Source organism: Fictibacillus phosphorivorans, from assembly GCF_023715845.1.
GTDB lineage: Bacteria > Bacillota > Bacilli > Bacillales > Fictibacillaceae > Fictibacillus > Fictibacillus phosphorivorans_D.
Genome location: NZ_JAMBOR010000003.1, coordinates 82594 through 95987 on the forward strand (window position 1 = coordinate 82594; position 13394 = coordinate 95987).

Annotated in this window: 11 protein-coding genes; 6 read left to right on the top strand and 5 right to left on the bottom strand. The window is 40.6% G+C overall.

Annotation, left to right across the window (positions count from 1 at the left end; all coding sequences use genetic code 11):
* Positions 1–9: 9 nt before the first annotated feature.
* On the bottom strand, positions 10–324 hold the full coding sequence (locus tag M3206_RS03505; protein ID WP_251311120.1) for an ArsR/SmtB family transcription factor: 315 nt from the start codon (positions 322–324) through the stop codon (positions 10–12).
* Between the two features lie 115 nt (positions 325–439).
* Entirely contained in the window at positions 440–1651 is a 1212-nt protein-coding gene (locus tag M3206_RS03510) for a DUF418 domain-containing protein (protein WP_251311121.1), read from the bottom strand.
* Between the two features lie 145 nt (positions 1652–1796).
* On the opposite strand from M3206_RS03510, the gene M3206_RS03515 reads away from it, so the two are divergent.
* The 3 genes from M3206_RS03515 to M3206_RS03525 are packed head-to-tail and all read left to right on the top strand — an operon-like array spanning position 1797 to position 4483.
* On the top strand, positions 1797–2603 hold the full coding sequence (locus M3206_RS03515) for a GDSL-type esterase/lipase family protein (protein WP_251311122.1): 807 nt from the start codon (positions 1797–1799) through the stop codon (positions 2601–2603).
* Positions 2596–3510, top strand: coding sequence for an ABC transporter ATP-binding protein (locus M3206_RS03520; protein ID WP_251311123.1), 915 nt, complete (start codon positions 2596–2598; stop codon positions 3508–3510). Before M3206_RS03515 ends, M3206_RS03520 begins: the two co-directional genes overlap by 8 nt.
* Positions 3503–4483, top strand: a complete 981-nt coding sequence (locus M3206_RS03525) for an ABC transporter permease (protein ID WP_251311124.1) — start codon at positions 3503–3505, stop codon at positions 4481–4483. Before M3206_RS03520 ends, M3206_RS03525 begins: the two co-directional genes overlap by 8 nt.
* A gap of 288 nt (positions 4484–4771) precedes the next feature.
* Here the strand turns inward: M3206_RS03525 and M3206_RS03530 are convergent, their stop codons facing one another.
* Positions 4772–6778, bottom strand: a complete 2007-nt coding sequence (locus M3206_RS03530) for a methyl-accepting chemotaxis protein (RefSeq protein ID WP_251311125.1) — start codon at positions 6776–6778, stop codon at positions 4772–4774.
* Positions 6779–7084: 306 nt separating this feature from the next.
* On the bottom strand, positions 7085–7801 hold the full coding sequence (locus tag M3206_RS03535) for a TerC family protein (RefSeq protein WP_251311126.1): 717 nt from the start codon (positions 7799–7801) through the stop codon (positions 7085–7087).
* 493 nt (positions 7802–8294) lie between these two features.
* Here M3206_RS03535 and M3206_RS03540 point away from each other — a divergent pair, with 493 nt between their 5' ends.
* The 3 genes from M3206_RS03540 (at position 8295) to M3206_RS03550 (ending at position 11551) form a co-directional block, all read left to right on the top strand.
* On the top strand, positions 8295–9107 hold the full coding sequence (locus M3206_RS03540; protein WP_251311127.1) for a YihY/virulence factor BrkB family protein: 813 nt from the start codon (positions 8295–8297) through the stop codon (positions 9105–9107).
* Positions 9108–9267: 160 nt separating this feature from the next.
* Positions 9268–10302: a sporulation integral membrane protein YtvI gene (gene ytvI, locus M3206_RS03545; RefSeq protein ID WP_251311128.1), complete on the top strand. Its 1035-nt coding sequence runs from the start codon at positions 9268–9270 to the stop codon at positions 10300–10302.
* A gap of 208 nt (positions 10303–10510) precedes the next feature.
* Positions 10511–11551, top strand: coding sequence for an acyltransferase family protein (locus M3206_RS03550; protein ID WP_251311129.1), 1041 nt, complete (start codon positions 10511–10513; stop codon positions 11549–11551).
* A gap of 68 nt (positions 11552–11619) precedes the next feature.
* On the opposite strand, the gene M3206_RS03555 is transcribed toward M3206_RS03550, so the two are convergent.
* On the bottom strand, positions 11620–13308 hold the full coding sequence (locus tag M3206_RS03555) for a S8 family serine peptidase (protein ID WP_251311130.1): 1689 nt from the start codon (positions 13306–13308) through the stop codon (positions 11620–11622).
* Positions 13309–13394 lie beyond the last annotated feature (86 nt).

Genomic DNA, 13394 nt, shown 5'->3' on the forward strand with positions numbered 1-13394 from the left:
CTCCTCTCTCTAGTCGTGTCTTGCGTGATGAATGGTTTGATTCAAGAGAGCCAACACGTGCTCATCATCTATTGAATAAAAAAGAGTGGTTCCTGCACGTCTAAATTTTACAAGTCGTAAGTTCTTTAAAAAGCGAAGCTGATGAGAAACAGTCGATTGCATCAGGGAAAGTTCCTCTGCTATTTCTGTAACACTGCATTCCTTTTCACCTAATAAATGAAGAATTCGAATCCTTGTCGGATCTGAGAGTGCTTTAAACGTTTGCGATACAATAAATAGTGTTTCCTCATCCAGTTGTTCATATTTTTCGTTGTTTTCATTCATAAGCAGGCCCCCTGTGATCGTTCTTTTTTAGTATATGAATATATGTTCATATATGTTATTCACAGTGTAACGTACTTTCATAGAACATGCAAAAAAAGCTGGATTGCTCCAGCTTTTAACTCAACGTTTCCTTTGTTCTTTTTAATATTGGCTGCTTTCCATAGGTGAATGTCCTCCAAATCCATTCAAGCGGTCCCATCCTATAGTTTCTGAGCCACCAAGCTGAAAAGAGCACTTGTAGGCTAAAGAGGATGACCGCGACCAAAACACCGTTTAATGGACCGTATTCCCCATATAGACCTAGACCATAACTGTAAAAAATAAAGGTGCAAACGACCGACTGAGTCAGGTAATTCGTAAAGGCCATCCTCCCCGTAATTCGAAACATGTTAAACATTCGTTTAAACCTGCCGCTTCTAATCAGCAGCACAATCGTACACATATAAAAAATGCTCATCATCGCTCCGCCAAATTCATAGCCCCACGACATAGCGGTTTCGTACCTCCAGTCTTCCCCTTTATAAGGAAAGAAAAGAACGGTAAACATTTTGCTGCCTGGTCCCAGAAATAGAGTCAGTACCCACATCTTCCATAATGTCTTATTTACAACTGGCCGCTCCTTAGCCGCATAAGCCCCAAATAAAAACAAAGGTAAGATACCAAATAAAAAGAACAAAAAATATTGATTAAGATTCAACCATTCACGAATCCGCTCTTCCATTATTTCTAAATAGGTCCCTTCACTATAGATCTGTATAGATGTTTCAATCTCATTTTCATGCTTTGCGTCCAATGATTCCTGGTAGCTTAAAGCAGCGCCGCTCGTCCAATAATCGTATGTCAAAGCCGTCATAAACAAACTGTATGCTATGAGCATGACTATACCAGTAATCAACAATGCTTTACTCGGCAATCTGTAGAACAAAAGCATGATGAACCCAACGATGGCATAAGTCACTAAGATATCCCCGTACCAAAAAAACAGAACATGTATGGCTCCGAACAAAAACAGAACGACTTGTCTTCTAAAAAAGGTTGGCAGAAAACGGCGGTTATTTGCTTTTGCTCTTTCAGACATCAAAATCATCCCAAATCCAAACAGGAACGAAAACATAGTAATAAAATTTCCCTGAACAAAAAATTCAAGCAGTACGTTCGTCCACACGTTATAAGGCTCATCAAAATAATCATAGCTTAAAGTCCTTATAGATGAATCCGGCCCAGAAAAAGACTTCATATTAACAAGAAGAATACCGAAAATAGCTATTCCCCTTAAGATGTCTAAAGACTCTATCCTTTGCGATTCTGCAACAGGCGACCACTTCATAAAGTAAACCTCTTTATAAAAATTTTCATGAACCCACTCCCTTTGGTTTATTTTACCTCAAATAGGCAAATAAGTTAGAATACGAATTATTTTTTGCTATTCTAAAAAGAAGAGATCATGTGAATTGGGAAGGATGACACCTGTTTTGAAAAAATATACCTTAACGATCGTTTCGGCAGTTTCCATTGCCGCCACTCTTCTGTGGTTGTTTGGTCTTGGCTGGACCTTACAAGATCAATTTACTGCCAATGAAAAATTTCAAAAGCAAAAAGAAAAAACGGAGTCAGCCACTTCCAAAAAAGAGGATGGCAATCTCACTATTTTCGCTCTTGGAGATTCATTGACCCGCGGAACGGGTGATGCAGACGGAAAGGGCTATGTCGGATATTTGTCTGAACGTTTAAAGAAAAAGTCAGAACAGGATATCACACTATTTAATACAGCCATTAAAGGTGAAACCTCTCGCGGCCTTTTAAAACAGCTCAGACAAAGTGAAATTCAAAGACAAGTAAAACAAGCAGATGTAATTATGATGACGATCGGGGGCAATGATCTTTTTCAGCAAGGTAAAGTCCTTGAAAGTTTGGATAAAAACGCGATCAACGGCAAGAAGCAGATCTACTTAAGAAATATAAAAAATATCTATAAACAACTCAGAGAATTAAATCAGGATGCCGTCATTTATCATGTCGGACTGTACAACCCTTTCAGCAACCTGCAAGATGCCAAAACCACTTCATCAATCGTAAGGGACTGGAACTTCCAGACTGCCGAAACAGCAGCGCAGTTTAATAATATCGTGTATGTACCAACGTTTGACCTTTTTCAGCTACAGGTTGAAAACTACTTATATTCTGATCAGTTCCACCTTAATACAGAAGGTTATAAGTTAATCGCAGAACGTGTAGCCTCACTGGTCCACTTCGAACAGGAGGAAAAGAACGATGAGTAATACTCCCGCATTAGAAGTAGAAAATCTGACAAAAAAGATCAAACGAAAACTGATTATAAAAGGTGTTTCTTTTACACTTTATCCTGGTGAGGTGTTCGGTTTCCTGGGACCGAATGGCGCCGGCAAAACGACCACGATCCGTATGATTGTCGGCTTGATATCACCCACTTCAGGAACGATAAAAATCGGCGGCAAAAACGTTCGTACCGAATTTACAGAAGCGATGCGCCACCTGGGCTGCATTGTTGAGAATCCTGAACTCTACCCTTATTTAACGGGATGGGAAAACTTAGAACACTTTGCAAAGATGGATCCTTCTATTCCGAAAGACAGGCTGGACGAAGTAGTTACACAGGTTGGTTTACAGAACCGCATTCATGATCGTGTCAGCACATATTCTCTTGGAATGCGGCAGCGACTCGGAATCGCACAGGCTCTTTTAGGAAAGCCAAAAGTACTTATATTGGACGAGCCGACGAACGGTCTTGATCCCGCTGGTATTCGCGAGATGCGTGAGTTCATTCGAACCCTTGCGAGAGAAGAAAATTTAAGTGTGCTAGTCTCTTCCCACTTGCTTAGTGAAATTCAGCTCATGTGTGACCGGGTCGCGATCATTTCAAAAGGTGCTGTTATTAGGACGGATTCTGTGGAAAACCTTTTAGCTGAACAAGAGAGAGTCATCTGGAAAGCTGAGCCGCTCTCCCTTGCAAAAGAGATTTTAGAAAAAGAAACAGAAGTGCAGGAAGGTCTAGATCAAACCCTTATCACTCTTTATGACGAACCTCAACTGCCGATTTGGAATGAAAAACTAGTAACAGCAGGTGTTAAAGTAAAAGAAATGAGAACGCAACTTCCTTCTCTTGAAGATCTGTTCTTAGAAGTGACAGGAGGCGAAAGCATTGATTAATCTTGTACGCAACGAAATGCTAAAACTTTTACGAAAGAAAAGGCTGTATGTCATTATTCTGATCATCGCGTTTTTAGTACCGCTCTTTACCTATGCTCAATTTAAAGAAATCCAGGAACAGCGCGAAAAGATGGGGAATCAGGACTGGCGCACCGTCCTTCAGCAGGAAATCACAGATACGCAAAACAGATTGAGCTCCAGCCGTATTCAAGATGAATGGCGAAAATATTTAAAGATCCGTTTATCTCAGCAGCAATATTATCTTGAAAATGATATCGACCCGCGTGCACCAGGAGCACCAACGTTCATGCGTATTTTCGTCGAGAACTCGATCGATCTGCTGCTCCCGCTTCTTGTTATGGTAATCGTGGCGGATCTCGTTTCTTCTGAAGCAAGCGGAGGCACGATTAAGCTCCTGCTAACAAGACCGGTCAAAAGGTGGCGCATTCTCTTAAGCAAATACATAGCCATGCTGATGTCTGTATCTTTTATCGTTTTATCAGTGGCTGTTCTGTCCTATGTGATATCCGGATTGGTCTTTGGATATGGCGGTTGGAATATGCCGCTCTTAACCGGATTTGCTGTTTCTGGTGATGAATTATTGACAGATCGTGTCCATATCGTACCTCAGTGGCAATATATTTTAATGGAGTTCGGACTCGTCTGGTATGTATCTGTCATTGTTGGCACATTAACGTTCATGCTGTCGGTACTATTACGAAGCACCGCAGCGGTAATGGGCATCATGCTCGCTTCACTTATCGCAGGAGCAATATTAGTGAATATGGTTTCCTCTTGGGAAAGTGCAAAATACTTTTTTATGGTAAACCTGAATCTCACAAACTATGTAAGCGGAATGGCTACTCCGATCGAGGGGATGTCACTAGGATTCTCTATGGCTGTCCTAGCCGTATGGGGGCTTGCCGGTTTCATCATTGCTTTTGTAACGTTCTCCAAACGCGATATCTATTAATAAAAAAGGAAACGGAGCTGTCATTCCGTTTCCTTCTTTTTTTATGTGGATAATATCTTTTCACGGTACGTGTTCTTATAATTATTACTCGTTCGCTCAGAATTTGTGAGTTTCGCTCAAAATCGCCGAGCTGCGCTCAAAATTCTCTTCCTACGCTCAAACTTACCTAAGTTTCGCTCAAAATCTTCATTTTTCGCTCAAACCCCCGATTCATGTAGTCCAGATTGACCACCTACAGCACTTAATACCAGGATAAATGGTGAATATCGTACATATTCATCATTTTTTTTAAATTTTAAAGTGTTTGATCATTTCTGTTAAACTTGCAGAGGCCTCATTTAATTCTTCTGCTGACTGTGAAACGGTTGCCAGCGCGCGGACTTGTTCTTCCGATGAGGCACTTACTTCTTCACTTGCTGCTGCGGATTGTTCAGCAACAGCTGCGATACTTTGGATCGAAGCGACTACTTCCTCTTTGTAGTTATTAATGATCTCTACTTCACTCGTAATCTGCTGAATCGATTTTACCATTTGATCCATCGTGTCTGCGATCTCACCGAAGGCACGCTCTGTATCCGTTACCGTATTATGTTGATCTTCTGCGATACGTTTTGTATGCTCCATTTCCTTCACAGCTCGAACTGACTCTGCACCGATGCCTGCGATGGTCTTCCTTACTTTATCAGCAGCAACGGATGATTGTTCAGCAAGCTTTCGTACCTCATCTGCAACTACGGCAAAACCTCTTCCGCTTTCCCCTGCTCTAGCTGCCTCAATACTTGCGTTTAGAGCAAGAAGGTTCGTTCGCTCCGAGATTTCCGTAATCGATTGAATAACCTGCTCGATTTCCACTACTTTTTCTGCTAATCCTGAGATGACTTCTTCAATATTTCGAAGCACCTCATTACTCTCACCGGTTTTCTCACGGAGTACGTGCATTTGAGATAGACCGTTTTTGTTAGCTGTTTCTGCTAAAGTCGAAAGTTGCGCCATCTTTTCAGCATGTTCATTAACCTTTTCAATCTGAGAAGAAAGGCTAATTGTCCTGCGGTTCGTTTCATCTGCATCCTCAGCTTGAGTGGTTGCACCTGAAGCAATTTCAGCAACAGCTCTGGATACTTCTTCACTTGCTGCAATCGTTTCCTCGGATATACCACTCAGATTGGTTGCTGATTCATTTACCGTAACAACCGATTGGCTTACAGATGTAATGAGTCCCCTCATGTTCTCCACCATGGCATTAAAATGGTGAGTAAGCGTTCCAACTTCATCTTTGGATTTCGCTTCAACAGATACAGTCAGATCCCCTTCTGCTACAAGCTGAACTTGTTTTTGCAGTTTGCGAATCGGATTCGATATGCTTTTTGCCAAAAAATACGTAACAATTAGAGCTAACACTACTGCTATCGAAGCAAAGATCAAGATCATGTTAAAAATCTGCTGAGCATCTTTTAACAACTCATCTGTCTGGTACACAAACCCAAGCTTCCACTCTGTATCTGCGATCGTCGTGTAATAAAGCTCTCGGTCTTGACCTTCATATTCGTATGAGATCTTCCCTTTTTCATTCTTATACATCGCTTTTACAAAGGATTCTTTACTCAGATCTTTTCCTTGCTGTTTCGGGTGAACAAGTGCCATTCCTTTTAGATCAAGCAGGACTGGATAACCGTTATAACTCACTTTTGTTTGGTTGATCATGCCTGAAAGTCCTGCAAGACTCAAGTCTAATCCCACTACACCAAGAACATCTTTCGTCTCTGGATCTAAAACGGGTTTTGCTACTGTAACGACATATTCACCTGAGCTGGCATCTTCATATGGTTCCGTCCACATGATCTTCTCCGGTGACTGAACAGCCATCTGATACCAAGGACGTCCGGTAGGATCAAACCCCTCAGGAAGTTCGAGTACCGGCGAGGTTTTAAATTGTTTTGTCTCAGCTCCAACGTAGAGAACCGCTACATTCTTATTCAAGTCTAGAAAGTGTTTAAAATCCTGGTCAACAATCGGCCAGGATTCTTTAAATCCTTTTGATTCATCCTCTTTTAAAGCCCTTAAGTAATCAATCAACCTGCTGTCCTGACTGTAACGATCTATCGTGTTTCCATAGGAATCCAAGTAATGCTCAGTGGAAGATTTCACGTCATTCGCTAAACCAGCAGCTTGTTCTTGAACATTCTCGGCTATCTGCTGTTTCGTCTGAAAATAAGAAAATAAGGATGCAGATAGTAGAGCACCCGCGACAAGAACACTGACAGAAAGCATAATTTTTGTTTGTATCTTTTTAAACAACTCATAACCCCCATTCCATCTCTCAACTTATATCGACAAATTTTTACAGAATTTTTATAATTATGAGGAAAATTTTTAAGGGGTTTTTGATGCTATGACATTGTTGCTCTAGTGTAAAAGTAGAGTTACCTGCCAAGTCCTCCCACTCATGGGGCGTGTTATGAGCCTCCTGCCGCTTTGTGCCATTAGGAGTCTCGGACTTATCGCTTCAATCAACTTGCATAAGAAGTAAAATTAAAAACCTCAATTAAAATACGGAACAAAAAAAGACCTGTACAGGATTAAATCCCGTACAAGTCTTAAATATTATGCTTTGTTATGAGAAGGCTCTGGTTCTTTTTCGTTATCGGCTGCTGCTCGTTCTTCAGCGGCTTTTTTCTTCTTCCATGTTCCGAGTGCTAAAACAATTATGATCAACAGAATCTCAAATCCATATTTAACGAATCCATTCTCGAAATAAGGCTTCATGAACTTTTCGCCTACGATCATTTTAGAAGCGGTCCATGCCAGGACACCCGCACCAATTGTGATAATGAAAGGAAACTTATCAATTAGTTTAAGGAAAAGGGTACTTCCCCAAACAACGATTGGTACAGAGATCAATAATCCGATAACAACGAGCAGGAAATCTCCATGTGCTGCACCGGCTACTGCTAGCACGTTATCAAGACCCATAACTGCATCTGCGATGATAATGGTCTTAATCGCTGCCAATACACTGTTTTGTGCTTCAATATCATGTTCTTTTTCTTCAATCATAAGCTTATAAGCAATATATAAAAGGATGATTCCTCCGCCCAGCAGCAAACCTGGGATCTTTAATAGCCAAACCACAGCAAGTGTAGCAGCAGAACGAATCACTATGGCCCCTATCGTACCCCAAATGATAACCTTTTTCTGATTTTCTTTCGGTAGATTTCTAGCTGCTAAACCTATAACAATTGCGTTGTCTCCTGCTAAAACTAAGTCAATAATGACGATCGCAAGCAAGGCTGACCAAAAATCTGGTGCGAATAATTCCATTCAAAAAATCCTCCCTGTTAAACATCTGTTTAATAGTATACCCCGTGAAAATTATAAAAAAATAATTTGTTTTTTTATAAAAAAGGCTGTCCTTATACCTCTATTGCCCTTACAGGCTTATCCATTTTTTCATATATATAAGGAAAGGGGGTGTTTTTTCATGTGCTGTTATGGCTGTACTGTTACTTGTCAAAGTTGCATTTTATTTTGTGGTGTTCCTGTGTTATGCAAGCCTATAAATCCTTGCTGCTATCCAATTTGCCCAACGCCGCCTACATCTTCATCTCCTGTTGTTATTACTTGTCGATGCAATTGTCCACGCCCAAGAACCTCATCCTGCTGTAGAAGATAGGTGGATTAGAAAAAGAAAAATAAATTTTGACTTTTATTCATACGTGCATGTGAACGTTTTGTTTCAAAATAAGCGTTCTTTTTTTTGATTACGGGAATAATGCAGGATAGAACAAAACGCCATAATCTCGGAGGCATGCATATGCGCTGGATTTTGAAGCAATGGATACGACGTTTTTTTGAAGATAACGTTTTTGATCTTTCAGCTCAGTTAGCCTATTATTTCTTAGTTTCATTATTCCCTTTTATTTTTCTGATTTTTACGGTGCTGGGTTTTTTGCCGATTTCTTCTTCTTATGTGCTCTCTCTTTTTCAGTCTATTGCACCAGAAGAAGCATATACCTTATTAGAGTATAATTTAATTGCCGTATTGGATGAACACCGCGGAGATGTATTTTCAATTTCATTAATCATTATGATTTGGCTTGCAACCATTGGTACCCATGCCATCATAAGAGTATTCAACCTTGCCTACCAAGTAGAAGAAAGCCGACCTTTCTTCCGGGAATTAATCCTCGGAATGGTTTTGACGTTCGGTTTAGTGGTGGCTGTTATCACGGCATTATTGCTGCCAGTATTCGGCCGTAGGATTGGGGTCTACATATTTGAGCAAACGGGATATTCGCATCCCGTATGGCACATCTGGGAAACTGCTAGGTACGTAATTGGTTTTTCCATTCTACTCTCTATTTTTTCAGCTTTGTATCGGTTCGCGCCAAACATAAAACTAACTTTCCGAAATGTTTGGCCAGGAGCAGTCTTCTCTACTGCCGGATGGCATTTATTTTCATACCTATTTTCTTCGTATGTTTCTATTTTTGATTACGGACAGATCTACGGGAATATGGGTGCTCTGTTAACACTTATGATCTGGTTCTATCTTTCGGCATTGATTCTCATTGCAGGAGGGCAGTTAAATGCTATCCTAGCTCAAAGGACAACAGACAGAAATTAAAAAGATTTTCGAAAATTTTTCTTTCTTCAATTGACTTTTTCACTTTATCGTAACATCATTGTTAATATATAAAGAATTTTCATCTCTTTTTCCGGTCATACTGGGTACTAGTCCTTAAGATGAGTAAACCGGATAATTTTACGGAGATTGGAGCCGGAAAATGACTGTAAAAAACATCGTTTTATTATTATTATTGCTCGCTGGAATCGTCATATTTGTCTTTTACAGCATACCTCTCCTTCTCGCATTATTAACCGCTATAATGCTTGAACCGGTAGTTAAATTGTTCATTAGACTTTTTAAAGGCAGACGATTGTTGTCCGTCACACTTACATTCGTGCTATTTTTAGCTGGATTTGGGATTCTATCATACTGGCTGACTACAACACTTGTTATTCAAATGATTGAGTTCATAACCGTTCTTCCATCTTACTCGGTTCATTTGTTTGAAGTAGCTGAAGATACGTTTTATGAAATGGAAAACTTCTATGCAACTCTTCCGCCTGAAGTCGTTCGAACACTTGAAGAAGGTTTGGTAGCACTAAAGGAATATGGTGTGGAAACCGCAAAGGGGTTAACGACGGGACTCTTAGGCCTTATTACTGCGATCCCAGGTATGCTTATTTATTTTATTATCTATGTTGTTGCGGTATTTTTATTCTCATTAGATCTGCCTCGTCTGTATGCAGAATTTCTAAATTTATTCACAACTTCTGCCCGTGAGAAGGTTGAGCTGGTATTCAGCCAGCTTTCAAGAGCGACTGTCGGTTTTTTCAGAGCACAGATCATCTTAAGTTTCATTACATACATCCTTGCTTTAGTAGGATTAATGATTTTAGATGTAGAATATGCAGTTATACTCGCGCTATTGATCGTCCTTGTGGATATCCTTCCTATTCTGGGCACAGGATCATTTCTCGTACCTTGGGCGGCTTACTCGTTCTTCATCAACAACAATGACCACCTGGCGTTTGGTCTATTAATCATGTTCGGTGTGATCACCATTGTAAGGAGAATCATTGAACCTAAAATTCTAGGCTCGAGTCTCGGCATTTCCGCATTGGCGGCTCTCGTATCCTTGTATATAGGATTCCAGCTTCTTGGAATGATAGGGTTGATCGTTGGGCCAGCGATTGTTATTATTTACGAAGCGCTCAGAAGTGCTGGATTTATTAAAATCAAGATAGACTTTTAAACAAATAAGCTTCGTTCATTTCATCTTTTATGGAAAATTAAATAAAAAAACGCATTTTCTGCTTCTGGAAAATGCGTTTTTTACATTTAGAGGTTAGAAAACTATGAAAGATTGGGAATTATAAAAGATAGGAAGAAAAACGTAAATTTTAAACGAACACTTTAAATGGTGAATCTTTTAATGGTGAAAGTTTATTGGAGGAATTTAGATGAGCACTGCAGCAAAAGAACGCGATTATTATTTTGACAACGCAAAATTTATTCTCATTTTCCTGGTCGTGTTCGGGCACTTTATTTCGCCGATAAAAGGTCAGAACGAATGGCTTTACACGATTTACAACTTTATTTACACGTTTCACATGCCTGCCTTCATTTTGATCGGCGGATTCTTTACGAAGGGTGTCTGGCGTGACGGCTACCTGCCTAAGATCTTCCGAAAGGTTCTAGTCCCTTATCTGGTATTTCAGTTGGTGTACAGTTTCTTTTATTATGACCTTTACGGAAAAAGTGAAGTGAAACTAGACTTCTTTTCGCCGCATTGGACACTATGGTTCTTACTCAGTCTTGTCTTCTGGAACATTCTGTTGAAAGTATTTGTAAGGATTAAGTATCCTCTTGTTCTAGCTATTGGTATTGGTGTAGCAGTCGGGTATATTCACGATATCGGAACGTTCTTAAGCTTACTAAGAACATTTGTCTTTTTTCCGGTATTCCTGCTTGGCCACCTGTTAGAAAAAAGAGATTTCAAAAAAATATTCAAACCTTCTGCGAAGATCGCAGCAGCAACTTTTTTAATCGTTTTATTTATTTCCTATCACTACATTTTTCCAAATGGAACGAAAGAATGGCTGCTCGCTTCATCTTCATATTCTGAGATTCTCGGATATAATGACTGGTATGGAGGACTGATCCGGCTTGCGATGTATGGAGTCATGTTTGCTTCAACGTTCAGCTTTTTAGCATTGCTGCCTCGCCGAAAGATGTTTTTTACAGAGTTTGGTGAACGAACTTTATACATCTACCTTCTACACGGGTTTGTGCTGAAGTATTTGTTTACGACCCAACTTTTTGCTTCGATCAAAGAAAACGGGGCATACTTCATGCTACTGTTTCTAGCTGTGATCGTTACCCTATTCTTAGCAAGCAAACCAGTAATCGCGCTGGCCCAGCCGTTTATTGAACTTCGCTGGTCTAAACTGAAGCGATTGCTGAAACCAAAACCATCCAGACCTCAGGAAAGTGAAAGTTAATAACCACATGAGAAAACACCGCTGTACACACAATCGTGTCAACAGCGGTGTTTTTGTATGCTTTTTTATTAATTTAGACTCGATGCACCTGCACTCACGTCTAAATCATACGCTCCACTACCTCTGCTTGAAGAAACCTTCACTTTATAGACACCCGTTTGTATTGGTTTGAAGAACGCATGATCCTGTCTCTCATTTTGAGAAGAACTTACAACGGTTTTCCCGCTAGGATCGATGAGTGAAACCGAATAGTTATGAGAAGGCGGGAAAATGAGCCAGCCTGGGCTATAGTTTTCTGTAACCACTGTCATTGAGATCGGATACGCGGTTGATGTAACATTCAACGAAAACGTTTGAGATCCTCCTGAGCTTAACGTTCCTCGCTTATAGAAATGATCCGGTACAGCTGGTCCAGAACCTGTGAAATTACCAGCGGTTTTTACAGCGGCATGTCCGTCTAAACGACCATATCCGTACTCATTGTCCTTGCCTGCTTTTCCAAAATCAATCGCTGTTGAGTAAAGAGCATTCTTAATTTGAGGCTCCGTGATTGACGGATTCGCATCATGCATGAGCGCAATCGTACCCGCCGTAAACGGTGTAGCCATACTCGTACCACTGTATGTTACATATTGATTTCCTGAATTCGCTTTTGCAGCTGTGATGTTATAGCCTGGCGCAAAAATATCTGGCTTTACTCTGCCATCAGCGGTTGGTCCGCGAGAAGAAAAGTATGCGAGATTGAAACCACCTTCGTTAAGATCTGCCCCTGCTCCAACAGTGATTGCTCGATCGGCAGCCCCTGGCGATCCGACAGTTGAAGCTGATGGTCCTGAATTTCCTGCCGCAACAGTAACAGCAAGTCCAGCTGCTGATGCATTATTAACCGCTACCGATGTCGCATCTTGTCCATTTGAGCTTCCTGATGTTCCAAGACTCAATGAAAGAACATCGATACCGTACGTATCTTTATTTTGGACGGCCCAGTCAATCCCCGCTGTTACTGTACTCATACTGCCTGATCCCTGGCTGTCCAATACTTTTACCCCTACTAATGCAGCTCCTGGTGCAACACCTTTATTGGCAGGATTTGAATCTCCTTCACCTGCAACAATGCTGGCACAATGCGTTCCATGCCCTTGGTCATCGTATGGCGTTGTTCGATTGTTCACAAGATCTTTCCACCCGATTACTTTTCCGCCATCTAAGTCAACGTGTGCAGCGTCTATTCCGGTATCAATAACCGCTACAACACTATCTACTTTTGAATATGAACGTTCATTCCCATCTTGATCTCCTGTCAAGCCATAATCAGCACGTGCTTTTGCCGTACCAAACCAGCTATTCGCCGTTTCCAAGTTCATTTTAACCGATGCATCGTATTCAACGGATTTGACAAAAGGGAGCTTTTCCAGCAGCATGACCTGCTTCTTTGTCATTGTTGCCGCCATACCGTTGATGACTTTATACTCAAAGGATTTTTTGAACACACCTATTTTTGATGCGACTTGTTCAAAAGCCTTTCCGCCTGCGAAGTCATCGTTGAACTGAATAATGACGGGTACCTTTTCTTCATTCGTAAGCTCTTGAAGTTTACTTTCCAGATTATCAAAAAGTTTGTTTTTATTTACGTTTACAAGTGCATCCGTCATCTTTTGGTCCGTAACTTGTTTTGGACTTTCTGCCATAACTGAAAACGGAGTCAGCATGATCGATGTTGCCAAGAGTGTTGTCGCAATAAACTTCTTTTTATTCACCCTAAAAACCCTCCTATTTAATAGATAGTCTGAAAATTTCGCCATTTCATGGTGATTACTTCCATCTTAAACAGAATTCGGATGAA

Excerpts from the sequence above, each read along its gene's own strand:
- M3206_RS03505 (WP_251311120.1), bottom strand. The coding sequence starts at position 324 with ATGAATGAAAACAACGAAAAATATGAACAACTGGATGAGGAAACACTA.
- M3206_RS03510 (WP_251311121.1), bottom strand. The coding sequence starts at position 1,651 with ATGAAGTGGTCGCCTGTTGCAGAATCGCAAAGGATAGAGTCTTTAGAC.
- M3206_RS03520 (WP_251311123.1), top strand. The coding sequence starts at position 2,596 with ATGAGTAATACTCCCGCATTAGAAGTAGAAAATCTGACAAAAAAGATC.
- M3206_RS03535 (WP_251311126.1), bottom strand. The coding sequence starts at position 7,801 with ATGGAATTATTCGCACCAGATTTTTGGTCAGCCTTGCTTGCGATCGTC.
- M3206_RS03540 (WP_251311127.1), top strand. The coding sequence starts at position 8,295 with ATGCGCTGGATTTTGAAGCAATGGATACGACGTTTTTTTGAAGATAAC.
- ytvI (WP_251311128.1), top strand. The coding sequence starts at position 9,268 with ATGACTGTAAAAAACATCGTTTTATTATTATTATTGCTCGCTGGAATC.
- M3206_RS03550 (WP_251311129.1), top strand. The coding sequence starts at position 10,511 with ATGAGCACTGCAGCAAAAGAACGCGATTATTATTTTGACAACGCAAAA.